Source organism: Exiguobacterium sp. EF_C8 (assembly GCF_054956715.1).
In genome coordinates, this window is the sequence record NZ_CM143264.1 from 1,742,134 (window position 1) to 1,764,357 (window position 22,224).

The following is a 22,224-nucleotide window of genomic DNA, read 5'->3' on the forward strand; positions in this document are numbered from 1 at the left end:
CTGTCCATCCAAAGCGGAACTTCCGTTCACTCGTCTTGAGGTGTTTAATAAAGAACGTAACGAAATTCACGGAGGTGCAACAAGATGATTGAAAAGAACTTAATTAATGGGGAATGGTACGATAAGTCAGAAACGATTCCGGTCTATGACCCAGCAACGAAAGCGTTACTCGGACATGTTCCGGCCAGTTCAGCGGAAGACGCACAACGTTCCGTTGATGCAGCGAGCGAAGCATTCGTGAAGTGGTCAAACGAAACCGCAGACATACGTGCGAATTTAGTCGACGCCTGGTATCGCTTGATCAACGAACACCGCGAGGAACTCGCCCGAATCATGACGACGGAACAAGGGAAACCGTATGTCGAAGCGCTCGGTGAAGTCGATTACGGCAATCAATATGTCCGTTGGTACGCTGAAGAAGCACGTCGGATTTACGGTGAAACGATTCCGGCTTCCGTTCCAGGAAAGCGACTGTTCGTCGAAAAAGAACCGGTTGGTGTCGTTGCAGCAATCACACCGTGGAACTTCCCGGCAGCGATGATCACACGTAAACTCGCACCGGCTCTTGCAGCAGGTTGTACGATCGTCCTTAAACCATCGGAAGAGACACCGTTTACGGCACTTCGCCTCGTTGAACTAGCACAAGAAGCAGGTATCCCCAAAGGTGTCATCAACGTGCTAACAGGTGATGCAGCAACCATTAGTGGCGTCTGGCAAGCAGATTCCCGTGTTCGCAAAATCACGTTCACAGGTTCAACAGCCGTCGGGAAATTGATCATGCGTCAAGCAGCCGATACGATGAAAAAACTATCACTTGAACTCGGTGGTCACGCACCCTTCATCGTCACGGAAAATGCGGATCTCGATAAAGCTGTCGAAGGGGCAATGCGTTCAAAATTCCGCAACGGTGGTCAAGCGTGTGTCGCGACGAACCGTTTCTATGTGCAAGCATCTGTCCTTGATGCATTCACGGAAAAATTCACAGCAGCCGTCAAACAACTACAAGTCGGGAACGGCATGGACGCTGACTCGACAGTTGGTCCATTGATCAATGCGAAAGCCGTTGCAAAAGTCAAAGCACACATCGATGACGCTGTCGCAAAAGGAGCAACGATCCTGACTGGTGGTACGATTGACGAATCGGTCGGCTACTTCGTCACACCGACCGTGCTTGCGAATGTCACGGAAGATATGCTTTGCATGCAGGAAGAGACGTTTGGTCCGCTCGCACCGATCTCTGTCTTTGAGACACTTGATGAAGTCATCGAACGGGCGAACAACACACCATACGGACTTGCGGCTTACGCGTTCTCTGAACGCATCGATGAAGCATTGATGCTCGGAAAACGACTCGAATACGGGATCGTCGGTCTGAACGATGGTGCGCCATCAGCTGCACAAGCCCCATTTGGTGGCTATAAAGAGAGTGGTCTTGGCCGTGAAGGTGGCGTCTACGGCATCGAAGATTATCTCGAAGTCAAATACTTGTCGCTCGGTTAATCCATCAGACATTTCGTTTGAAGCGAACCATCTTTATTCATAGGTAACCCCTCATTTCTAAATCGAAATGAGGGGTTTTTGTACGGCTGATGCTTACATACTATTTTGTAAGGTATGATTGAATTCAAATGATTATACGAAAAGGAGTGATTAAACAATGGATGTCATCACCTTCGGGCAGAAAGAACAGAATCAACACTACATCACGAGATCTGCTGTTTATGCGGTCATGTGCGATCCTCAAACAGATAAAATCGCCGTCATTCAAAAAAAGGACGGCAAGTTGTTTCTTCCGGGTGGCGGTATTGAAGCCAATGAGACGCCAGAAGAATGTTTAAAAAGAGAGGTACTTGAAGAAACGGGAATGGACGTCAATATCGGTGATTTCATCGGACGAGCCAATCAATATTTCTATTCACAAAATGAAACGACATATTATTTGAACGAAGGGCAGTTCTATCGTTGTGATGCTGGAGAGGAAGTACAAAGTCCAATCGAGGATGATCATGTCTTACAATGGATCGATCCGGCTGATGCAATCGATCATCTATTTCATGAACATCAAAGATGGACTGTTCAGAATGCACTAAAGAAAAAATATAAAAGTGTGTAAAAAAAGTAAAATCAGGGACTATCAATTGGCTGTAAATTCATGATTGCTCCGTAGTATTGAGATGCTGTACAAAACGTAATGAATGCACATAATTCACTGATTTCTGGAATAGTAAATGTTTCATTCATGAGTAAAAATATTGAATCAGGGATATTTCCTTTCACCTTTAAAAAAAGATCTGCAAATCCAGTTGCTAAAATCATTTTTTCATCCATCATTTTTTTCTTTGGCTTTCCTTTTGCCTTGCAATATGCACATCCATTTGATTGCGCTAATGTTCTTCTAACTTGTTCTTTCACATCCGAACTTAAGGCTCCCTCTTCAATCAAATCTTTTTCTAGCCTTGTCCAACTGGATAAGATTTTAGGATTATGACCTAGTAATTTTTGAAATGGTGTTTCTCCTATTTGGGATAAAGGTATTTTTGTCATTTTATTCACTCCTTCTACAATAATTTTATATAATGATTAAAAATTATCACATTTCATTTGAAACAAATATCGAACTAATACTTTATATCCAACAACTTATTTTGAAGGAGGATTTACATTTGAAAATCGATATGATTGATCGACAAATATTAAATGAACTGGCTCAAGATAGTCGACTGTCGATGCGTTCATTAGCTAAACGAATTAATTTATCAGCTCCTTCCGTAACAGAGCGTGTCCGACAAATGGAATCTTTTGGACTCATTAAAGAATACAGTTTAAAAATCGATTACGAAAAGCTAGGTTCTCCTATTGAATGTTTAGTAGAAGCAACCATTAAAGAAGGACGGTACGATTCATTTAAAAATCATATTCAGCAACTTACTAACGTTGACTTTTGTTATCGAATATCTGGTGATTCTTGCTTCATGCTAAAATTACATTTCCAAACGTTTCAAGAGGCAGAATTTTTTATAGAACAAATCCATCCTTATGCGCATACAGTTACTCGTTTTATTTTTTCAGAAGTTGGCACTCAAGTCGTGATATAAAAAAAGACAAGAAGAGCATTAAAAGTTTGCTCTTCTTGTCTTTTTTTAAATATTATTCAACGTATTCGTAGAGAACGACACTCTCGATATAGTGAATGAAGCGGCGTAACTCCTTCTCCTCTTCGTTCGAGAGATCCCCTTCTTTTGACATATTGGCGATTTCAAGACGCTGGACTTCGATGGCTTTCAAGCAGAGCTCTTCCTTCTGCTGATCGACGTCCTTGCCACCGATTGGTGATGACCAACGCGTATGTTTGAAACGAAGTCGTTTATAGAACTCAAGCACACTTTGAACGACGTCTGGTGGATAAGACGTGCGGCAATTCTCGAGACGTTCGATGACTGTGCCCATGACCTTTTCATACAGATCATGCTCGACTTGCGTCATTTGAATTAACGCATCCGACGACATGTTCGATCGTTTCCGTTTCCACCACAATTTACGAATCGGCTGGACGATCTGGAAACGCGAATCCTTACCGATCGCCTTGCGACGATTTTCAATCGAGCGGAAAACATCCTTTTTCAGCAGATCCGGCACCTTGTTCTCAGCGACGAAACGTTTTGATTCTTCCTTTTCCCACTGGACGGCTTCAAGACGAAGTGCCTTCAACTGATCATTGAATTGATCGAGCTCTTCTTGACTTTTTTCCTGCGCGCGCAACAACCGGAGCATCACATGATACTCATTGAGTAAATCAAACGCAACGACCGCATTGTCTTCGTCCGTCACTTGTTTGATCTCTGAGATCGCCCGGCGAATCATCCGTTGTTTTTGGGCATTCAGGTCGAGTGCGATCGGCGTTGCCGCCTCACCACGGTTCAATACCGGTAAGAGAATCGTCGCGAGAACGAGCGTATAGATGATGACACCCGCTGCAAGGAAGATAATCAATGAGCGTTCCGGGAAGGCTTCGCCGGACTCCGTCAAGAACGGTAATGACAAGACCCCGACCATCGTGATCGTTCCGCGAACCCCGACTAGTGTCGTAATCAAATCCTGCTTAAAGACCGGTCGACGATGATCGCGGTCCTCTTTTTTAAAGAACCGATGATCGAACCAATTGAAGAACATCGTCCAGACGAGACGGATCGCGAGAATGAATGAACCGATCTCGATGACATATAGCATCAGACGCCAGTTGTTGATCGCGTCATCCGCAAAAATCTCGCGTGTCGCTTCTGGCAACGTCAAACCGAGCAATAAGAAGATAATCCCGTTTAACGTATACGCAATCATCGTCCAGATGTTATCCGTCAACGTCTGCTCTTGCGCAAAGAACGTTTCTGTTCGTTCTTTGATCAAGGCATGCAAGATACCACCTGTGACGACGGCGATGACGCCTGATGCATGAAATCCTTCTTCAGCAACGAAGAAGATGATAAATGGTGTCAGGATTTGCAGTAAAGCGTAGAAGACGACATCTTCAATACCCGCTCGACGCAAGCGTACCTTGAGAAAGTTCATCGTGAGCGAAATCAACAATCCGATCAAGGCTCCAACGAAGAACATGTAAAAGAACTCTGTTGTCGCACTCTGAATCGAGAAGTAACCCGTGACAACAGCGGCAACAGCATAACTGAACGCGACTAATCCCGATGCATCATTAATCAGCGATTCTCCGCGAACGAGTGTCAAGATTTGTTCTGGAATCTGGACACGTTTTGCAATTCCGTTGACGGCAATTGGATCCGTTGGCGATAAGATTGCGGCTAAGGCAAACGCAGCAGCGACTGGAATGACCGGAATCAACCAATTGATGAAGTACCCTCCGATGATCGTCGTCAACAAGACGAGGATGATTGCATTACCGAAGATTGCTGTTCGCATCCGCCATAAATCTTCACGCGGAAAATGAGAACTATCGTTATAAAGTAACGGAGCAATAAATAACAGGAGGAACCATTCGGATTCGACCTCAATCGTCAAGCCACTCATCAGGAGAGCGGCGACGGTTCCGGCAATGATTTGGATCAAAGCCGTTGGGATGAAACGGATGTAATGTCCGACGACTTGCGTCAGTAAGATGAGCGCAAGCATCAATAAAATCAGTGATAGTGTTTCCATGGAAGACCCCTTCCTCTATTGTTTCTTTCTAGCTATATCGTAACATAGTTTTTTGATCAATTCTGTCCGAACGGCTTATCGGACTGTTGCACAGCAATCATTTTTTCTGCTTGACGAATCAATTGTTCGCGGAGATCCTGCGGTTCTATGACTCGAACTTCCGGACCGAGCCGCATCAATTGTCGTCCTAAAAAAGTGAGCTCGCGAATCGGAATTTGCCATGTTCGGTCACGACGAAGAGGTAAAATGCCTTCGAGCATTCGTTCACCTAAAGAAGTTAATTCTAGTTTCACCGTCGTCATCGGTACATGTGTCGTGTTCTTTTCTAAATCAGAAAAGGTCAAATCAGTTGCTGGCAACTCATGAAGCGATACACCTAGAACTCGGTCGACACGGAACTGCCGAAATCCACGGTCAGTCCGTCCATAAAAATACCAACGATTGTGTTCGAACGATAAGCCGATCGGATCCACTACGATCGACTTTTGACCTTTTGTCGTCTCATAGAGAATATTCCCCATACGTCCGCTCTCTAAAAGGTCGAGTAACGCAGGATTTTGCGGTGACGGTGGTGTATCGACCGCTTGAAAGCGAAAGCGGTCTTTCCATTTTACAATCTGTTGCTCCGTCATCTTCGGTAACTCGTTCGCATAGCGTTCAGCGACTTCCTGGCGGATCGTCCCGAACGGAAAATCTGGAATCTGACCGACCCATTCGAGTAGCATGAACAAGACAATCGTCTCTTCATTTGTCAAAACGAGTGGCGGCATGTTCCGGTGCGGCAGCATCCGGTAGCCCCCGGCTACGCCCGGTTCACTGTAAATCGGATAACCATTTGCTTCAAGTACCGTCATGTCTCGTTGAATCGTCCGGATCGATACCTTACATTCTTCCGCCAGCATACGTGCAGAAAAGTGTTCCCCCCGGTTTAATAAACGGACCAAACGCCATTGTCTCGTATTCATAAAGTTCCTCCTCAAATGACGACATCTTTTGTCGTCATTATACGCTAAGATGAAGTCACACAAATCTTAAGGAGGAATTTTAATGTCTCAATCTACGACCGTACTGTATATCGCTTGTAGTCTTGATGGAAAAATTGCTAGACACGATGGTTCCCTCGACTGGTTATTTGCTGTTGCTGGAGACGGTGATAATGGCTATCAAGCTTTTTATGAACAGATTGGTGCCGTCATCATGGGTCGAAAAACGTATGAGGAAGTCCTTCAACTCAGCGAGACGTATCCATACGCGGATATTCCAAGTTATATTTACAGCCGGACGCAACGAACGTCAGAGACGGTCACCTATACGGATGAACCGCTCGATCAATTACTTGAGCGGATCACACCGACAATTGATGGCAAGGTCTGGCTTGTTGGTGGCGGCGAATTGATTCAAGAAGCGCTACGGTTACAGTGCGTCAGTTCAATCGAACTCGCGATTGCCCCTGTCATTCTCGGAACGGGTATCCCGTTATTCCCAGAAGGAACCGTTGAAACGAAACTTCACTTGAAGGGCAGTCGTCAATCGGGACAATTCCTGATGGCGACATATGATGTCTTGACTTAAACAAAACAACAGCCAGTTCGAGAAATCCGAACTGGCTGTTCGTTTACATCGTATTACGCATTTTTCTTTGTCTTTTTCTCTTTCGGTTCCGTCCATTTGAAGATTTTATTCATGAAGTTGTAAATGCGTTTCGATTCCTTCGTCATCAACGGTCCAAGAATCGCGAGAATCAAGACATATAAGGCAGAGAATGGTGACAAGATATCCATCAATCCACCGGCGATTCCGAGATTTGCGACGATGATCGAGAACTCCCCGCGCGAGACAATCGTCAAGCCGATGTTCGAGGATGCTTTGTGTGACAAGCCTGCTTTACGCCCCGCAATCATTCCCGCGACATAGTTTCCGACAATCGTGATGACGACAGCACCAAGTGCGAGCCAGACAGCATCTAAGAGCATCGTCGGATCGATACTCAATCCGAAACTAAAGAAGAAGATGGCGCCGAAGAAGTCACGGAACGGTACGACAAGATGTTCAATCCGCTCTCCTTGATCGGTTTCCGAGAAAACGAGACCGAGTAACAAGGCACCAATTGCTTCTGCGACATGAATCGTTTCCGAAAAACCAGCAACGAAGAACAGGGAAGCAAAGACAACGATGATGAAGACTTCATCCGAAGCGATTTTTAGCATTTTGTTCAAGAGTGGTGTCGCTTTTCGAGCAATGATGAAGAACAACAACATATACCCAAGAGCAATCAAAATCGATGTGACAGAAGACATTAAGGTTGTTCCGTCACCAAGCAAGAGTCCAGATAAAACAGACAAGTAAACTGCTAGGAAAATATCCTCGAACATAATGATTCCAAGGATCAATTCTGTCTCCGTATTACCAGTCCGACGTAAGTCGACTAAGACTTTTGCGACGATCGCACTCGAGGAAATCGTGATGATTCCAGCGATGATCAACACTTCGTAAAGTGGGAACCCGGCGATGAATCCATAGAGTAGACCACCCGTAAAGTTAATGGATAAATAAATCGTTCCACTCGTAACGATTGATTTCCCAGACCGGATCAATTTACCAATCGAGAACTCGAGTCCGAGATAGAATAAAAGGAACAGGACACCGATTCGTCCGAGAAAACTGATGAACTCAGCACTTTCGATGAACTTGAAGTCTAGTATCCCGATTGTCGGAGCGTGCGGTCCAACAATCATTCCTAAAACAATTAAAAACGGAATGATCGAGAAGTTAAGTTTGTTCGCGAGCAACGCCGCGATCGCCACTAAGATAAGCGCGGTACCGACTTCAAATATGAGATGATCCATATATTATCCGCCTCCTTCGATTGAGAATAATGCTTTCGTGATGTGACGGACGTTTTGACGCTCACCTGATAAGACGATCGTATCTCCCACTTCAAGACGCGTTTCTGGTCCAGGATTCAGCGATTTTGAACGGTCATGCTTGAGCACGGCAATAATCGAGATATCATACTGGTTGCGGACATCGAGTTCTCCGATCGTTCGATTGTTGACTTTTGAATCCTGACCGACTTTAAACCATTCGATCACAAGATCATCAAATGCTAATTCGATTTTTTCGAGATCTTTCGGCTTATAAGACAGTCCTCCGAGAATTCCTGCCATTTGACGAGCTTCTGCGTCATTAAACGTCACACTCGAGATGCTCTCATCAAAATCATCGTCATCATAATGATGGACCTCTCGACGTCCGTCGTCGTGAACGATGACGACCACCTTATCTCCTCGTGTCGTGATGCCTTCGAACTTCCGCCCGATTCCTGGTAAATCTACTTCTCGCATATCCATGTTATATTTCCTCCTATTTTTAAATTTTACAAATGGTGATTCGCTTTGTGGATGAGCGCCTTGAACGTCTCATCACTCAATATATCTTGAAGATCATGCAGCTGTTTCAAATCCGCTTTCGCCATGATGACAAATCCGTCCTCCTCAATGAATGCCACGCGATCTCCTTCCTCCACTTGCAAGGCTTGCCTAATTTTTTTAGGAATGGTGATCTGTCCTTTTGACGTTAACTTTGATAGCTCCATTACGAACTTCCTTCTTCCTGTGTTTTTCTTGTATTCCTTACTTCCTTACTTTTCTTATTTCCAATATATCATAAAATTAAACTTATTCCGAGTGTTTTGCTTTGAATTAAAATTTAAAAAATGCATAAAGAAAAAACGCATCCTAAGCTGAGTGGATGCGTTCGTTCTTCATATCGTTCTATTAGAAGGAATCGAGCAGGCTCTATTTCCGGTAGTAACATAATCAATCGTTGTCCGATATAGGCATGCATTAGCCGTGAACCCATCTCTTACCTTCCTTCATAATCACTACGTATGATCGCATAAATCTTTAAATCCCAGAAACGCTCTTTAACGTACAAAGCACTCCGAGAGACGCCTTCAAATGTCATGCCGATCTTTTCCATGACACGAGCTGATCCGTCATTCGCAACAAAACAGCGTGCTTGAATACGTTCAAGACCGAGCGTCTCGAAACCGTACTGCACAAGACGCGCTGCTGCTTCCGGTATCAAACCCTTTCCCCAGTAGTCGCGCGACAGCGCATAACCGAGTTCTGCTTGGTGTTGCTCAAACGACACTTTGATGAAATCAATCGTGCCGATAACTCGACCGCTTGCTTTGTCTTCAATCGCCCAAGGTGCAGGATTACCTTGTTCGTATTGTCGGAGGATGTATTCGACGAATTTCTCCGAATCCGCGAACGTCTCATGGGCATACCAGCTGACATATCGTGCCGTCTCTTCGTCTTTCGTATAGGCATAGATATCTGCTGCATCTTCTATGCGAACTGGACGCAAACGGAGTCGCTCTGTTTCAAGTACAGGTAATGCTCGATATAAGCCGAGGGTTGATATCATAAACAAGTCCTTCTTTCTTTGATTTTTTCCAAGTATACCCACTCATCAGTAAAAAGTATAGAGATATACGAAAACGTTATCAGAATTTTCTGGTACACTATTGGGAAATGATGTAAGGAAGGATGATGTCATGTCTTCTCGTGAACGGACGCTCCTAAGCGCTCTCGGTATCTCACAGTTCGGCGACTTCATTTATCTTGTTGCGATTAACGTTTATATTTATCGCTTAACCGGCTCCGCGTCCGCTGTTGCTACGCTTTGGATCATCAGCCCGGCCGTCTCACTCGTCATCAAGTCGTTCGCAGGTAGTTGGGTCGACCGATCCGACTTACGTCGCTTATTGATTCAGACCGATCTACTCCGTGCAATCTTGATTGGCATTTTGCCATTTCTACCACTATCCATGCTCTACATCAACTTGCTTGCCTTAGCCGTCATTAAATCTATCGTCGAACCAGCGACCTTAACCTATATCACGACGCTTGTACCGAAAGACGACCGGACATCATTTAATGCCTATCGTAGTCTGATCACGTCTGGTGCTTTTTTAATTGGTCCGGCTCTCGCTGGTGGACTCTTATATGTCGCTTCTGCTGACGTTGCGATTTGGCTCAATGCCGTCTCATTCCTCGGATCAGCGGTTCTGTTGATGCGGTTGCCGCGTTTTTCCGCTTCGGTCGATCGAGGGATGCAGCTACAAGACATCCTGTCCGATTGGCGGCTTGTCTATCAGTTCAGTAAAGACGCGCATTACGTGACTGGATTGTATGTCCTCGCGATGCTAATGATGATTGCGACGCTTGCACTCGATACGCAAGAAGTCGTCTTTTTACAGCGAAGCATCGGCTTATCAGAAACCGACTACGGCTTACTCATGAGCCTGACGGGGATTGGTTCTGTTGCCGGTAGCTGGATCGTCGCTCGCTACGCTAAAACCCTTTCCGTTCGGACGATGCTGACGATTGGCTATACGTTTGTCGCTATCGGTTATATGCTGTACGCAAATGCAAATTCGTTTTCAATCGTCTGTATCGGTTTCTTGTTACTCGGTTGTTTCCACGCATTTGCGGGGACCGGTTTCCTAACGTTCCAACAGACGAATATTCCACTACACTTAATGGGACGCTTTACGAGTCTTTACGGAGTCGGTGTCAGTCTGCTACAGATTCTAGCAATCGTCGCGATCGGTCTGCTCGGTGACATCTGGTCGATTCGCTTCAGTACGATTCTATTTGCCTGCCTCCTCGTGATCGTGACAATCTGTTTTCTCGGATTGGTTCTCCTCCCGAGCAAGCAACGGTACTTTACGACGAACGAAGTTGAAGCAGAACGACACGCTTAAAAAACAGGGAACCCCGTCAACGCGGTGTTCCCTGTTTAAATTGCTGTTCTAGCCGTTCTTTTATCACTTCTGCGTGTGTGACGAGCAGAAAAGTTCCATTTTGTAGTTGTTTCTGCAATTGTTTAGCTTCCACCCAAGCGAGCGTGTATTCCGCTTCTGAGATAATCCCTTGCTCCTGCGCTGCTTCCAGTTCGTCCGCATCGACTAATAAGACTTCTCCTGATGGCAAAACGATCAGATCGAGAAACAGATCCTCCCAGTAGACTCGTCCGTCCTCCACTCCGGTACGAAGACAAATATCGATATAGGTTTGTACCAACTGACTTGTGGCGTCAAACATCGAGGTCACGGCATGATGAGCATCGCTTGGGAATTGTTGTACCCAGACGTAACCAGCGTCAGCGATTCGAATCGTTTCGTCACCATAACGGACATCTAACGGTGAAGCGACTTCAATCAGTTGAAGAAGTGTCACATGTCCGTTAAACACTTCGTTTTCTACTTGTTCATGAACATAGTGTCGTTGTGTGATGCGACGCCAGTCATGTCGATCGGCATAGCGTTTTTTGATCATTTACCGGTCCCCCGTTTTTTCCTTAGTGTGCCATACCCCACTACTTTTTCATTCTAATTCTTAAAAAAAAGAGGCAACGGATTTTTTCCGTTACCCCTTACATCATCATTTGGCCGTCTCTGAACTGTGTAACGCAGCACCGTTCGTCTCGATGACGTGACGGTACCAATCGAACGAATCCTTTTTCATCCGTTCCATTGATCCTTTGCCCTCGTTATCCCGGTCGACATAGATCATGCCGTAGCGCTTTTTCATCTCTCCTGTCGTAAAAGAGACAATGTCGATGACGCCCCACGGCGTGTAGCCGATCAATTCGACGCCATCTTCGAGCACGGCTGCTTTGAACGCTTCGATATGCGCACGCAAGTAATCGATTCGCGCCGTGTCATGAATCTGACCATCCTCGATTGTATCAATCGCACCAAAGCCGTTCTCGACGATGAACAACGGAATCTGGTAGCGGTCATAGAGACGATTCATCGCATAGCGCAGACCAACCGGATCAATCGCCCAGCCCCAGTCGCTCGACTGGATATATGGGTTCTCGACACCATTCGCGAGACCACCGTTGACGATGTTGCCCGTGTTATTGACGACAGCATCATGTTTGACGGTCGTCGACATGTAGTAACTGAATCCAAGATAGTCGACCGTACCGTTTCGCAAGATTTCTGAGTCACCGTCTAGGATCGGAATATCATACCCTTCCCGTTTGAACTCATTCAACGCATAAGACGGATAGTAGCCGCGGACTTGGACGTCCGGGAAGAAATAGCGCTGACGCATCGATGTCTCAGCGAGCAAAATGTCTTCCGGGTGCGATGAGTACGGATAGATTGGTACGTGCGAAACCATTGCTCCGATCTCGAAGTCTGGGTTGATCGCTTTCCCTTTTGCGACGGCAAGCGCACTTGCGAGCAATTCATGGTGTCCCGTTTGATACATGACTTCCATCGCGTTTTCTTCCGGATCGAGGAGGACACCTGAATTCGTCCAAAGGAACAGTGGATTGCTGACATCCATCTTGTTATTGATCTCATTGAACGTCATCCAGTACTTGACCTTGTCTTTATAGCGCGTGAAACAGACTTCTGCGAATTTCTCGAAGAACAATGCTACTTTCCGATTACGGAAACCGCCATATTCACGCGCAAGGTGAAGTGGCATCTCAAAATGCGACAATGTAATAATTGGCTCAATGCCGTATTTCAGTAATTCATCGAAGACATCATCATAAAACTTCAGTCCTTCTTCGTTCGGTTCAGCTTCGTCTCCATTCGGGAAAATCCGACTCCAACCGATCGATGTCCGAAGACACTTCAGTCCCATTTCAGCGAACAATGCGATATCTTCTTTATAACGGTGATAGAAATCAATCGCCTCGTGGTTCGGATAGAATTCATTCTCCTCTACTTGATCCGTGATACGTCGTGCGACGCCGTGTGCTCCTGCCGTCAATACATCAACGACGCTCGGTCCTTTGCCACCAGCGTTCCAGCCACCCTCGAATTGATGCGCTGCTAGCGCACCGCCCCATAGAAAATCGTTTGGTAATGTCTTCATCTTCATGTCCTCCTTCTTTTTCTCTTACTTGATGATCGTCAAAATCTGTGTATTTGCCGTCGTGACCGTCTCGTCCGTCGGTAGAATTTGCGCATAACTCTGTGTGTTCGTAATGATGATCGGCGTAATCGTCTCGAGTCCATGTGTCTCAATCGCTGTCGTATCAAACGTCATGAGGAGATCACCTGTCGTCACCGCCTCACCTTCTTTGACGTGAAGTGTAAACGGTTTGCCGTCAAGTGTCACCGTCTCAAGACCGACATGGATCAAAACTTCGACGCCACTCGTTGACCGTAGCCCGATTGCGTGACCGGACGGGGCAATCATGACGATAGTCCCATCAAATGGTGCGGTTACCACATTGCCAGTTGGACGAATTGCTACTCCCTGACCCATTGCCCCCGAAGCAAAGACGGGATCCGGTACATCCGATAAGGCAACAATTGTTCCTTCAAGCGGTGCACGCAGCGTCTCTTCGTTCGTTAGTGTCGCACTGACTTCTTGTTCAGCAACAGGGGTCGCTGTCGTTTCCGTTGCGACGACAGGTGATGCTTGTTCACCGAAACCGAATACTTGAATCAAGACAATCGGCAGGATCAAGGCAATCGCTGTTCCAATCAATAAACCGATGATGGACGACGGGTAGTCGGAATCGATTCCGTTGACGAGCGTCAATGGTCCCGGTAATCCGGCGTAAGCAAAGTAATACGGTTTAAAGAAACTCGCCGTGACGGCGCCGATCGCACCAGAGATACAACCGTAGATGAATGGTTTCTTAAAACGAAGCGTCACACCATAGATGGCTGGTTCTGTAATGCCGAAGATACCTGTTAGTCCTGCTGAGATACCAACTTTTTTCGTTTCTTTGTTGCGTGCTTTCAAGATGACGCCGATGACAGCACCGATTTGCGCGATGACGGCAATCGTTTGATACGCCTGGAATGAATCACGACCATATTGTTCGAAGTTCGCAAGCACCATCGGCGTGACACCCCAGTGGACACCGAAGATGACGATGACTTGCCAGAAGCCACCAATGATGAGACCAGCGACCGCAGGAGCATTCTCTGCTAGGTAGTTATACCCGTTTGCAATCCCTTCTGCACCAAGTGTCGTAATTGGTCCGATCAAGAGAATCGTGAATGGAACCATCAACACCATACTAAAGAATGGCACGAACAATGGACGAACGACTTCGTGGATCGTCTTGTTCAGGAATCGTTCGACGTAGGACAAAATCCAGACGAGGAATAATGGAGGTAAGACCGATGATGTATAAGTTGTTCCGGATAAAGCAATTCCTAGAAACGTGATGGATTCACCTGCAGTAATGCGCGCCGCGATGTCTGCCCATGTTGGACTGACCAGTGCCGCACTACACGCAACGGCAATGAATGCATTGACTTTAAAATGGTTCGCTGCCGTGATGGCAATGAAAATTGGCAAGAACGTAAAAGGCGCCCACGAGATAAAGCTGAAGACTTCATAAGTGCCCGTCTTCGCGAATGCCGGAAAAGCAAGTGTCGCTAAAATCAATGTTCCCTGCAGAATCCCTGCTGCAGCTAAGATATAAACGAACGGTGCAAATACGGCTGACATCGTCGCTATGATTCGGTTAAGGACCGTCCCTTTCGGTGCCTCTTCCGTGTCCGGTTGCTCTAGATCGACGAGTTTCACAAATTCTTGATGGACTTCTCCAACGTGTTGACCAATGACGATTTGAAATTGCCCGCCAGACTCAACGACTGTAATGACGCCAGGTAATGCACTGACCGTTTCTTTGGCTACTGGATCTGAACGTTTTAAGACAAGACGAAGTCGTGTAGCGCATCGAACAGCACTGATGATATTCTCTTCTCCTCCGACCGCTTCTAAAATCGAGTGCGCCAGTTTTTGATAATCGCGAACCTTGCCCATATTGTGTACCTCCCCTGAATATGACGCGTTGAATACCCTTTCATTTTAATTGTACATGCACAATTAATCAATACATAAATAATTTAATTAACTATTCTATTTTGGAGACATCAATAATATGCTAAACTCACATTAGAAATCAGTTCGTGAGAAAAGAAGGTGTCCTATGCTGAAATACCAGCAAACTGCCGATGAAATCGAGCAATACATAGAAAAACATGAGTTAAAGCAAGGCGACAAACTACCCATCCTCGAAGAACTAATCCGGCAGTTCGCTGTCAGTAAAACGACGATGACAAAATCACTCGAATTGCTTGAACGAAAAGGCATCATCTTTCAAGTCCGTGGAAGCGGGATTTTTGTCCGTAAGACGAATCGGACCGGCTATATTCGACTGTTCTCGACTCAAGGATTCAAGCAGAATCTCGTCGGTCATACAATTGAGTCAACTGTTCTCGTACTCGAACCAATCGATGCAACGGATAATATCGCGAAGAATCTTGGGATCGAATCGGGTGAAACAGTCTATTACGTTAAGCGAATCCGTTTCATTGACGGCAAAATCCTCTGTCTCGAAGAGTCTTATTATCGTCAATCGATCGTTCCGTACTTAAATCGCGAAATCGTCGAACAATCGATCTTCGAATACTTAGAGACAGCACTCCAATTGAACATTGGATTCTCGGATATGTACATGCACGTCGGGAAATTAAGCGCAGAGACGGCTCGTCATCTGGATCTCGCCGAGGGCGATCCTGGATTGACGATCGAGACAGTCTTTCACTTAACGAATGGTCGTCCGTTCGACTATTCCGTCATCACCTACCACTACGAACATTCACACTTCGTCGTCCAGGCGAACGGACTATATTTATGAGGAACGGAGCAAACTTGAATGAATCGTGAACTTATTCAATACTATGGAATGCTCATCCTCGGAATCATTACACTTTTTGGCGGCGTTTTTTTTACGATTAGTACATGGAAAGACTCAACAGAATCATTTAAAACCAAACTTCAATTCATCTTGATCACGTTATTTGGAGTTGGACTACTCTACTGGACGGTTCCTAGCCTTACGCAGATCGTTTTCAAGAACCATGCTGTCATCAAAGGTGACTGTTATGTAGAGGAAAACTCGGGCAAGACTCACTCCATTTCTATTATTTTCGACTCAACAGAGGATTATGAGGATTTCACCTTCCTAGAAAATCCGGAATTAGGAGCGTACGGAGAAGACGTGCCCTATTATTGTCGCGTCATTTCAACGAAGAATCATCAGTTCCCGATTTCCTATAAAATTTATGATTCTAAGACCCATAAACAACTCTCCTCTTCTAAAGACGATTAAAACAAAAAGGATTGCATGAGCCAGTGCCATGCAATCCTTTTGAAGTTCTTACAGCAATGATCCAATCATGGCCTCATTTTGTGATTTTATAATCGAATGTCTTCTTTACTAGAATTTTCGAGGTACAGTTCCCCATCAAATGTCGTCAAGGCAACCACTTTCCCTTCTTTTTCATACCACGCGGTTGCGCCTTCACGATCAAGTTCTTCCCAACCGGCTTGTCGGATCCGAGTTCTATACAGTAAACCCGGTCCATCGGTTTCCGAGACAAGTCGAGTTTTGATCTTCCACTCACCTTGTTTTTCAATTGCCGTAGCAAATCGCGGCACCGGAAAACCAGATACTTGTGATTCTTTAAAACTGACATACCAACCACCAATTATTACAATGAGACCGATAACCAGAATTGCGATCCATTTCTTTTTCATATGTACTCCTCCTTCACTTTTCCATCTGAGTTTTTAACTTACCAAAATATGGTCCTCCTGCCCTCCTTCTATAGGCGGATTACTGATTTTTTAAATTATGAAAACACATGAAAATTGTTTCGATTTTAAGAAAACATCTAAAAAAATTTCAATTTTTTTCATAAAAAATGCACACCCCTGTTCGTCCTTAGAGCATCAACGGTTTGACAACCCCCGGCATAGAGCCGTTTTCAGTCATTTTCAATTGGTTAAGCACATTGGTAACTTGACTTCATTTCTCCCTATGGTACGATACAAACTTATCAAAGGGAGTGAACAGAACTTATGAAATTCAGAAAAGAAAAAGTCAATGTCGTTGACATGCAGCAAACCAAAAAGAGTGTCTACGCGACCGGAATTGGGAATGCGATGGAATGGTTCGATTTTGGTCTTTATTCCTATCTCGCAATCATCATCAGTCAAAACTTCTTTAGCGCTGTTGAAAATGATGAACTGAAGCTTGTCTTTACTTTTGCGACCTTTGCGATCGCTTTTTTAATGCGACCAATCGGCGGAATCGTCTTTGGACGCATCGGAGATCGACTTGGACGGAAGGTCGTCTTAACGACGACAATTGTTATGATGGCCGGTTCAACGCTTATCATCGGATTATTACCGACCTACGATCAAATTGGAATTTGGGCACCCATCCTTTTACTATTAGCCCGCATCTTACAAGGGTTCTCGACTGGCGGAGAATATGCCGGAGCAATGGTCTACATTGCCGAGTCGTCACCTGATAACAAACGGAGTGCTCTTGGAAGTGGTCTTGAAATCGGAACACTCGGTGGGTACATTCTTGCCTCATTACTTGCTACAACACTTTTTGTCACTTTATCAGATGATCAAATGGCATCTTGGGGATGGCGGATTCCATTCATCCTTGGAGCACCACTCGGTTTATTCGGTCTCTATTTACGTCGTCATTTGGATGAGTCGCCAATCTTCGAAAATGAGATTAATGAAAATACAGAAGAACCCGCGACATTCCGCGAAATCTTACGCGATCATAAGCGTGATATCATCCTTTGTTTCATTGCCGTCGCGTTCTTCAACATTACGAACTATATGCTCTTGTCCTACATGCCATCATACCTTGATGAAGTCATTGGTATGTCAAGTTCGACAAGTACGATTCTCATCACCGGTGTCATGGTGATCATGATTCCACTCGCTTATTTCTTCGGAAAACTAAGTGATAAAAAAGGCAATCGCAATATCGTCCTCTTCGCGTTAGCAGGACTATCGTTGCTTTCGATCCTGTCGTTCTTCTTGATTGGTCTTAAACCACTCTTGTTCGTCGGAATCGGAATCTTCATCCTCGGATTCTTCTTGGCGATCTTTGAAGGAACGATGCCTAGTCTCCTACCAAGTATCTTCTATACGGATGTCCGCTACCGGACACTATCCGTGACGTTCAATGTCTCGGTCTCGATCTTCGGTGGAACGACGCCACTCGTTTCGACTTGGCTCGTCCATGAGACGCAAAATCCGCTCGCTCCTGCTTTCTATCTAACAGCAGTCAGCGTCATCGGGTTCGTCACGTTCTTCTTCCTCTTTAAAAATACAGCCGGTAAAGCACTTAAAGGATCGCATCCGACTGTATCGAGTGAAAAAGAAGTCGCGTCGATCGCAAAAAAACCAGACGATGCCCTTTGGTGGGCAGAATAATTGCTACAAGTAAGAGCCGTCTTCCGCAGAAGACGGCTCTTTTTAGTAGACAGCACTCAGCTCTGTTACGATTCGGTCCGCGACTACGAGTTCCTGCTCTTGCGCAAAATCGAACTGGCAACCGATTGCTACTAGTCCGTTCGCTTGCGCCGCTTTGAAATCGGACAATCGGTCGCCGACGACGTATCCGGACGAGATGTCGTGCGTCTTACAAATCTCTCGTACGAGTGCTGATTTATCGCCGGAACGAATGTCTTCAATGCTATAGACATGATCGATATACGCCTCAAGACCATACGTCGTTACGATCGCTGATAGGTAGGACGGCCACCCGTTACTAGCGATATAGACCGAGTGACCCGCTTGTTTCAAACGAGCGAGCAACTCGACCGTTCCTGGATATAGACAACCATGCCCGGACTTGACTGCCTGCTCTAAGCTATGTCGAAACTTTTGATCCACAACCTGTTGGTCTGCGGCTGAAAAATCCGGAAGTAATGTCTCCCATACTTTCGGTAGCGAGACGCCCATGATCTTCTGATAGAGCGCGAGTGGAGTCTCTCCTTCCCAGCGCCCCGTCTGACGCAATTCATGAAAGCCCTCTTCTAACGTATGCGCAAGCACAGCATTTGTTTGAAACAATGTTCCATCCATGTCAAAAATATAGTGTGTCATTGACTCTCTCCTATCTGCTCACGCTTTATTATCTGAATCATGGCTTCTATGGATCTATCCTCAGCAATCAGACGATCCGTCGGGCGGTGATCCTGATCAATCCACCAGCGTTTCATATCCGTCTCAGAAAACTCCGTCGGCTGGCGCATTGCGTGGCGACGAACGGTTTCTTCGAATGAAACGTCAAAATAATATGCCACGTACCGTGAAGTAAAGCGTCGTTCCAACCGGTCAATCATCTCACCGTACCAATCCTGTGCGAGAATTCCTTCTAGTAGAATCGTCGCATGACGTCCGTCAGCAAGTCCAACCAACTCCTCGATCCAGCGAATCGTCGGATTTCCTGGTCCATCTTTTACGTTCAACATTTCTCTACGGATGACATCTTGCGAAAACAGGATACTATCCGGTAAGACCGATCGTAATGCCTTAGCTAGCGTCGTTTTTCCACTACCGGAGTTCCCGCGGATGACAATCAAACGCGACTTCATGTCGTGAACCAGTCTCCGTTCAAGGCAGCAATGTACCGCTCTGCAGAGCGCGCTACAGCTTCAGACGCACCGGTTTCGATCTTCCGATAAAAGGCGTCATATAATTTTTCAAAGCGAAGCGGGCGTATCGTTTCTGCCATGCGCGCGACCGTCTTTGCAGGAAGCGGAATCATATTCGGATAACTGTACATGAAACTGACCCATGCCCGATCGGCAACGATTCGAATGATGTCTCCTGTCAACAAAAGTCCTGCTGACGCATCTTTTCGTTCACAGATGACTGCTCCTTTGAAGTGACCACCGACGCGATGTAACATCAAATCTTCCGTTAACTCCAAGCGTTCACCACTCCAGAATACGATGCGCTCACTTGGTCGCGTCACGAACGACGCATCGTCTTCATGAATATAGATCGGTACGTCAAAAGCCTCTGCCCATTCGACTTGTGTCGCGTAATAATGCGGATGTGATAAAGCGATCGCCTGAAGCCCGCCTAATTCGTCAAGCTGCTCTTTCGTTGCGGAATCAAGATATGTAATGCAGTCCCATAACAGGTTAAACGATTTTCCTTGGACGAGATATGCCGTTTGACCGATGCCGAATGCTGGTGTCGTCTGAATCGCATAGACACCTGCTCCGTCGTCCATAATGATATTTTGGTACGTTCCTGACGCTTGCATGGCAGCGAGTGTCGTCCATGTTTGACCGGTCGGATTGACATACTGTCGTTCTTCTAAGCAAATCGGACACGTTTCGCGATGCGGATTGATTTGTTCGACACCACACGTCGTACAGATGATGGTTTCCATATCATCATTCCTTTCCAATTCGTAAATGATTTTCCTGATACATCATAACATATTCCAATTATAGGGATTAAGATGTGCTCGCTGAAATGAACATGTATGAAAAATGAAGCATGAGATTATTATGTCGATTTCGTTTCCTCTCATTGTGCACTGTTTGAACACTGTCTTTTAGATGTAAAACGTTTCGCCGCTTGGTATCACTAGTTACTTCAGCTGCCGTTTGATTCGTTATGTGTCACGTCAACTGTCTATAATAATCCCTTCGAAGGTCCAGCTCGTTTAACGCTCAATGATCACACGAATGACGCAATAGATCGACATCCTCCTTCACCACATGCCTTGTTTAATTATTATACGACGGACATTGATGCATCTTATCAGTTCGTCCGACCACTACAAGCATTTATCATTTATGACATTAAATGTTTCGATGATTTTGCTTACTTTATTCCAACGGCAACGTCTTAATGCTCTGCAGAAGATAAGACAAAAGCAGGTCGAACCACTGATGTGGCTCGACCTGCTTTATTTAATAAGACGTTCGATCGTCATTTATGACGCTTTGAAAATGTTCTGTGAATCGATTGATCGCTTCTTCTGTATCAAGATTTCCAGAAAACCAGATCTTTTTGTCTTCTGAAAATGTAAGATGCAATGAGTCGTCTATTGTTGACTCCACTTTAAGTGTAGCAATCGTATCTGACTTCATTAATGTCTTTTGTGATAGAGTGACCAGTTCATTCGTCAACGTTTCGCGTGTATCTTCTGACGTCTTTTCCTGGAGAAGATCAACTGTCTTATGAAGCAATACGGCTTTTGAGACTCGCGATAGATTCAACTCTCGAATTTCAAACATGTAGGCGTTCTCATGTTCATGCTGACGCTGGACGATGAATCGTGGAGAATGCACTAAATGTTGAACGAAGTGAACGAACATTTCGATGGTCATTTCGGACATACCGAAACCCTCCCTTTTGCATGGATCAACGGACGAATGCCTTTAATCCTTTATGTGAATGGACAGTAAGAGTCCTGTATGAAATCAAGCAGGTGAATTGGGGAAAAAACCTCCCTTCTGTAAAGTTATACCACAAAAACAAGTACAAAGTGTACATGTTTATGTTTCAAAACTAAGATTCGAATAGCCTCCGAATCTTGTTTATAGTAACATAAAAGATACTAGTTTTAATCATAATTAACATACTCATTTGATAAAAAACTATATGACTGAATTATGTACACGGATGAAGAGTCAGAGATCATCTATCCCTCTCTGACTCTTACATCAGTCATTCATCGTTGGCGCGATTAAATCTTGTAACGTGTATGCCTGCAGCGCATCCGTAAAGGACGTGAATGCTTGATCGAACGCTTGTCGTGTGTTTTGCAAACTACCATTTTTATTTGGAACTGTCACATTTTCAAGATAGGATACTTCTTCAAATAAATGAACGATTTCTCCTAACGTAATCGTTTCTGGGGATTTTGCTAATTTGAAACCTCCATTACGACCTTGTACGGAAATGATGAGACCAAACCTGCTCAATGAATGGACAATCTTCATCAAATGATTTTTAGAAATATCATAATGGTTTGCCACTTCTTGAATTTGTACGAGTCGAGTCGGATGCGACGCTGCGAAAATAAGCACACGAATGGCATAGTCCGTAGAGCGAGTCATCTTCATCCATTTCACCTTCTTTTTCTTTCCTTTATATAGACATAGTACAGAAGCTCACTCATTTTCACAATCAATAGTATGGCTTA

At 45.2% G+C, this 22,224-nt stretch carries 24 protein-coding genes; 8 read left to right on the forward strand and 16 right to left on the reverse strand.

Translation table 11 applies throughout. The annotated features are described in order from the left end of the window. Positions 1-84 precede the first annotated feature (84 nt). Together ACY2IG_RS09395 and ACY2IG_RS09400 are read left to right on the forward strand one after the other, a co-directional pair. Positions 85-1,500 carry an NAD-dependent succinate-semialdehyde dehydrogenase gene (locus ACY2IG_RS09395; protein ID WP_462617801.1) on the forward strand — a complete coding sequence of 472 codons (1,416 nt, stop codon included), beginning with the start codon at positions 85-87 and terminating at the stop codon, positions 1,498-1,500. A 157-nt stretch (positions 1,501-1,657) separates the two neighbouring features. Beyond that, the gene (locus ACY2IG_RS09400) at positions 1,658-2,113 is read left to right on the forward strand and encodes an NUDIX hydrolase (protein WP_313490656.1); all 456 of its coding nucleotides are present in this window, start codon (positions 1,658-1,660) and stop codon (positions 2,111-2,113) included. A gap of 11 nt (positions 2,114-2,124) precedes the next feature. Here the strand turns inward: ACY2IG_RS09400 and ACY2IG_RS09405 are convergent, their stop codons facing one another. Then, positions 2,125-2,544 carry a carboxymuconolactone decarboxylase family protein gene (locus ACY2IG_RS09405; protein ID WP_035407609.1) on the reverse strand — a complete coding sequence of 140 codons (420 nt, stop codon included), beginning with the start codon at positions 2,542-2,544 and terminating at the stop codon, positions 2,125-2,127. Positions 2,545-2,663: 119 nt separating this feature from the next. Here ACY2IG_RS09405 and ACY2IG_RS09410 point away from each other — a divergent pair, with 119 nt between their 5' ends. Then, positions 2,664-3,095: an Lrp/AsnC family transcriptional regulator gene (locus ACY2IG_RS09410; RefSeq protein ID WP_035407606.1), complete on the forward strand. Its 432-nt coding sequence runs from the start codon at positions 2,664-2,666 to the stop codon at positions 3,093-3,095. 52 nt (positions 3,096-3,147) lie between these two features. Here the strand turns inward: ACY2IG_RS09410 and ACY2IG_RS09415 are convergent, their stop codons facing one another. Together ACY2IG_RS09415 and ACY2IG_RS09420 are read right to left on the reverse strand one after the other, a co-directional pair. Then, entirely contained in the window at positions 3,148-5,163 is a 2,016-nt protein-coding gene (locus ACY2IG_RS09415; RefSeq protein ID WP_462617802.1) for a Na+/H+ antiporter, read from the reverse strand. A gap of 56 nt (positions 5,164-5,219) precedes the next feature. Continuing rightward, on the reverse strand, positions 5,220-6,128 hold the full coding sequence (locus ACY2IG_RS09420; RefSeq protein ID WP_462617803.1) for a helix-turn-helix transcriptional regulator: 909 nt from the start codon (positions 6,126-6,128) through the stop codon (positions 5,220-5,222). Positions 6,129-6,210: 82 nt separating this feature from the next. On the opposite strand from ACY2IG_RS09420, the gene ACY2IG_RS09425 reads away from it, so the two are divergent. Continuing rightward, entirely contained in the window at positions 6,211-6,735 is a 525-nt protein-coding gene (locus tag ACY2IG_RS09425) for a dihydrofolate reductase family protein (RefSeq protein WP_462617804.1), read from the forward strand. 53 nt (positions 6,736-6,788) lie between these two features. Here ACY2IG_RS09425 and ACY2IG_RS09430 read toward each other — a convergent pair whose 3' ends face one another. The 4 genes from ACY2IG_RS09430 to ACY2IG_RS09445 form a co-directional block, all read right to left on the reverse strand. Then, on the reverse strand, positions 6,789-8,009 hold the full coding sequence (locus ACY2IG_RS09430; protein ID WP_462617805.1) for a cation:proton antiporter: 1,221 nt from the start codon (positions 8,007-8,009) through the stop codon (positions 6,789-6,791). A 3-nt stretch (positions 8,010-8,012) separates the two neighbouring features. After that, positions 8,013-8,513: a cation:proton antiporter regulatory subunit gene (locus ACY2IG_RS09435; RefSeq protein WP_214728206.1), complete on the reverse strand. Its 501-nt coding sequence runs from the start codon at positions 8,511-8,513 to the stop codon at positions 8,013-8,015. A gap of 26 nt (positions 8,514-8,539) precedes the next feature. Then, positions 8,540-8,758: an AbrB/MazE/SpoVT family DNA-binding domain-containing protein gene (locus ACY2IG_RS09440; RefSeq protein ID WP_035407592.1), complete on the reverse strand. Its 219-nt coding sequence runs from the start codon at positions 8,756-8,758 to the stop codon at positions 8,540-8,542. Positions 8,759-9,027: 269 nt separating this feature from the next. Beyond that, positions 9,028-9,597, reverse strand: a complete 570-nt coding sequence (locus ACY2IG_RS09445; RefSeq protein WP_462617806.1) for a GNAT family N-acetyltransferase — start codon at positions 9,595-9,597, stop codon at positions 9,028-9,030. Between the two features lie 130 nt (positions 9,598-9,727). Here ACY2IG_RS09445 and ACY2IG_RS09450 point away from each other — a divergent pair, with 130 nt between their 5' ends. Beyond that, positions 9,728-10,939, forward strand: coding sequence for an MFS transporter (locus ACY2IG_RS09450; protein WP_462617807.1), 1,212 nt, complete (start codon positions 9,728-9,730; stop codon positions 10,937-10,939). 16 nt (positions 10,940-10,955) lie between these two features. On the opposite strand, the gene ACY2IG_RS09455 is transcribed toward ACY2IG_RS09450, so the two are convergent. The 3 genes from ACY2IG_RS09455 to ACY2IG_RS09465 form a co-directional block, all read right to left on the reverse strand. Further along, entirely contained in the window at positions 10,956-11,513 is a 558-nt protein-coding gene (locus tag ACY2IG_RS09455) for a ribonuclease FAU-1 family protein (protein ID WP_462617808.1), read from the reverse strand. A 105-nt stretch (positions 11,514-11,618) separates the two neighbouring features. Then, a complete protein-coding gene (gene bglA / locus ACY2IG_RS09460; RefSeq protein WP_290750871.1) occupies positions 11,619-13,076 on the reverse strand; it encodes a 6-phospho-beta-glucosidase BglA in 1,458 nt (485 codons plus the stop codon). A 24-nt stretch (positions 13,077-13,100) separates the two neighbouring features. Continuing rightward, the gene (locus ACY2IG_RS09465; protein WP_462617809.1) at positions 13,101-14,993 is read right to left on the reverse strand and encodes a beta-glucoside-specific PTS transporter subunit IIABC; all 1,893 of its coding nucleotides are present in this window, start codon (positions 14,991-14,993) and stop codon (positions 13,101-13,103) included. Positions 14,994-15,159: 166 nt separating this feature from the next. Between ACY2IG_RS09465 and ACY2IG_RS09470 the strand changes: the two genes are divergently transcribed. Both ACY2IG_RS09470 and ACY2IG_RS09475 read left to right on the forward strand, forming a co-directional pair. Further along, positions 15,160-15,870, forward strand: a complete 711-nt coding sequence (locus tag ACY2IG_RS09470; protein ID WP_035407572.1) for a GntR family transcriptional regulator — start codon at positions 15,160-15,162, stop codon at positions 15,868-15,870. Between the two features lie 18 nt (positions 15,871-15,888). Next, entirely contained in the window at positions 15,889-16,344 is a 456-nt protein-coding gene (locus ACY2IG_RS09475; RefSeq protein ID WP_035407569.1) for a hypothetical protein, read from the forward strand. 86 nt (positions 16,345-16,430) lie between these two features. Here the strand turns inward: ACY2IG_RS09475 and ACY2IG_RS09480 are convergent, their stop codons facing one another. Further along, the gene (locus ACY2IG_RS09480; protein WP_462617810.1) at positions 16,431-16,772 is read right to left on the reverse strand and encodes a hypothetical protein; all 342 of its coding nucleotides are present in this window, start codon (positions 16,770-16,772) and stop codon (positions 16,431-16,433) included. A 324-nt stretch (positions 16,773-17,096) separates the two neighbouring features. Between ACY2IG_RS09480 and ACY2IG_RS09485 the strand changes: the two genes are divergently transcribed. Beyond that, entirely contained in the window at positions 17,097-18,482 is a 1,386-nt protein-coding gene (locus tag ACY2IG_RS09485; RefSeq protein ID WP_035407564.1) for an MFS transporter, read from the forward strand. 42 nt (positions 18,483-18,524) lie between these two features. Here ACY2IG_RS09485 and ACY2IG_RS09490 read toward each other — a convergent pair whose 3' ends face one another. From ACY2IG_RS09490 to ACY2IG_RS09510, 5 genes are all read right to left on the reverse strand, one after another. Then, on the reverse strand, positions 18,525-19,157 hold the full coding sequence (locus ACY2IG_RS09490) for an HAD hydrolase-like protein (protein ID WP_462617811.1): 633 nt from the start codon (positions 19,155-19,157) through the stop codon (positions 18,525-18,527). Then, positions 19,154-19,648, reverse strand: a complete 495-nt coding sequence (locus ACY2IG_RS09495; protein ID WP_035407558.1) for an AAA family ATPase — start codon at positions 19,646-19,648, stop codon at positions 19,154-19,156. Before ACY2IG_RS09495 ends, ACY2IG_RS09490 begins: the two co-directional genes overlap by 4 nt. Continuing rightward, positions 19,645-20,457, reverse strand: coding sequence for an MBL fold metallo-hydrolase (locus ACY2IG_RS09500; protein WP_308101667.1), 813 nt, complete (start codon positions 20,455-20,457; stop codon positions 19,645-19,647). Before ACY2IG_RS09500 ends, ACY2IG_RS09495 begins: the two co-directional genes overlap by 4 nt. Positions 20,458-20,986: 529 nt before the next feature. Next, on the reverse strand, positions 20,987-21,415 hold the full coding sequence (locus ACY2IG_RS09505) for a hypothetical protein (RefSeq protein ID WP_056061808.1): 429 nt from the start codon (positions 21,413-21,415) through the stop codon (positions 20,987-20,989). Positions 21,416-21,742: 327 nt separating this feature from the next. Continuing rightward, complete coding sequence (locus ACY2IG_RS09510; RefSeq protein WP_462617812.1) at positions 21,743-22,144, reverse strand: RrF2 family transcriptional regulator; 402 nt, start codon at positions 22,142-22,144, stop codon at positions 21,743-21,745. Between the last annotated feature and the right edge of the window lie 80 nt (positions 22,145-22,224).

Excerpts from the sequence above, each read along its gene's own strand:
- ACY2IG_RS09435 (WP_214728206.1), bottom strand. The coding sequence starts at position 8,513 with ATGGATATGCGAGAAGTAGATTTACCAGGAATCGGGCGGAAGTTCGAA.
- ACY2IG_RS09445 (WP_462617806.1), bottom strand. The coding sequence starts at position 9,597 with ATGATATCAACCCTCGGCTTATATCGAGCATTACCTGTACTTGAAACA.
- ACY2IG_RS09415 (WP_462617802.1), bottom strand. The coding sequence starts at position 5,163 with ATGGAAACACTATCACTGATTTTATTGATGCTTGCGCTCATCTTACTG.
- ACY2IG_RS09495 (WP_035407558.1), bottom strand. The coding sequence starts at position 19,648 with ATGAAGTCGCGTTTGATTGTCATCCGCGGGAACTCCGGTAGTGGAAAA.
- ACY2IG_RS09465 (WP_462617809.1), bottom strand. The coding sequence starts at position 14,993 with ATGGGCAAGGTTCGCGATTATCAAAAACTGGCGCACTCGATTTTAGAA.
- ACY2IG_RS09485 (WP_035407564.1), top strand. The coding sequence starts at position 17,097 with ATGAAATTCAGAAAAGAAAAAGTCAATGTCGTTGACATGCAGCAAACC.
- ACY2IG_RS09395 (WP_462617801.1), top strand. The coding sequence starts at position 85 with ATGATTGAAAAGAACTTAATTAATGGGGAATGGTACGATAAGTCAGAA.
- ACY2IG_RS09440 (WP_035407592.1), bottom strand. The coding sequence starts at position 8,758 with ATGGAGCTATCAAAGTTAACGTCAAAAGGACAGATCACCATTCCTAAA.
- ACY2IG_RS09475 (WP_035407569.1), top strand. The coding sequence starts at position 15,889 with ATGAATCGTGAACTTATTCAATACTATGGAATGCTCATCCTCGGAATC.
- bglA (WP_290750871.1), bottom strand. The coding sequence starts at position 13,076 with ATGAAGACATTACCAAACGATTTTCTATGGGGCGGTGCGCTAGCAGCG.
- ACY2IG_RS09505 (WP_056061808.1), bottom strand. The coding sequence starts at position 21,415 with ATGTCCGAAATGACCATCGAAATGTTCGTTCACTTCGTTCAACATTTA.
- ACY2IG_RS09500 (WP_308101667.1), bottom strand. The coding sequence starts at position 20,457 with ATGGAAACCATCATCTGTACGACGTGTGGTGTCGAACAAATCAATCCG.
- ACY2IG_RS09400 (WP_313490656.1), top strand. The coding sequence starts at position 1,658 with ATGGATGTCATCACCTTCGGGCAGAAAGAACAGAATCAACACTACATC.
- ACY2IG_RS09405 (WP_035407609.1), bottom strand. The coding sequence starts at position 2,544 with ATGACAAAAATACCTTTATCCCAAATAGGAGAAACACCATTTCAAAAA.
- ACY2IG_RS09425 (WP_462617804.1), top strand. The coding sequence starts at position 6,211 with ATGTCTCAATCTACGACCGTACTGTATATCGCTTGTAGTCTTGATGGA.
- ACY2IG_RS09470 (WP_035407572.1), top strand. The coding sequence starts at position 15,160 with ATGCTGAAATACCAGCAAACTGCCGATGAAATCGAGCAATACATAGAA.
- ACY2IG_RS09510 (WP_462617812.1), bottom strand. The coding sequence starts at position 22,144 with ATGAAGATGACTCGCTCTACGGACTATGCCATTCGTGTGCTTATTTTC.
- ACY2IG_RS09430 (WP_462617805.1), bottom strand. The coding sequence starts at position 8,009 with ATGGATCATCTCATATTTGAAGTCGGTACCGCGCTTATCTTAGTGGCG.
- ACY2IG_RS09480 (WP_462617810.1), bottom strand. The coding sequence starts at position 16,772 with ATGAAAAAGAAATGGATCGCAATTCTGGTTATCGGTCTCATTGTAATA.
- ACY2IG_RS09420 (WP_462617803.1), bottom strand. The coding sequence starts at position 6,128 with ATGAATACGAGACAATGGCGTTTGGTCCGTTTATTAAACCGGGGGGAA.
- ACY2IG_RS09490 (WP_462617811.1), bottom strand. The coding sequence starts at position 19,157 with ATGACACACTATATTTTTGACATGGATGGAACATTGTTTCAAACAAAT.
- ACY2IG_RS09450 (WP_462617807.1), top strand. The coding sequence starts at position 9,728 with ATGTCTTCTCGTGAACGGACGCTCCTAAGCGCTCTCGGTATCTCACAG.
- ACY2IG_RS09455 (WP_462617808.1), bottom strand. The coding sequence starts at position 11,513 with ATGATCAAAAAACGCTATGCCGATCGACATGACTGGCGTCGCATCACA.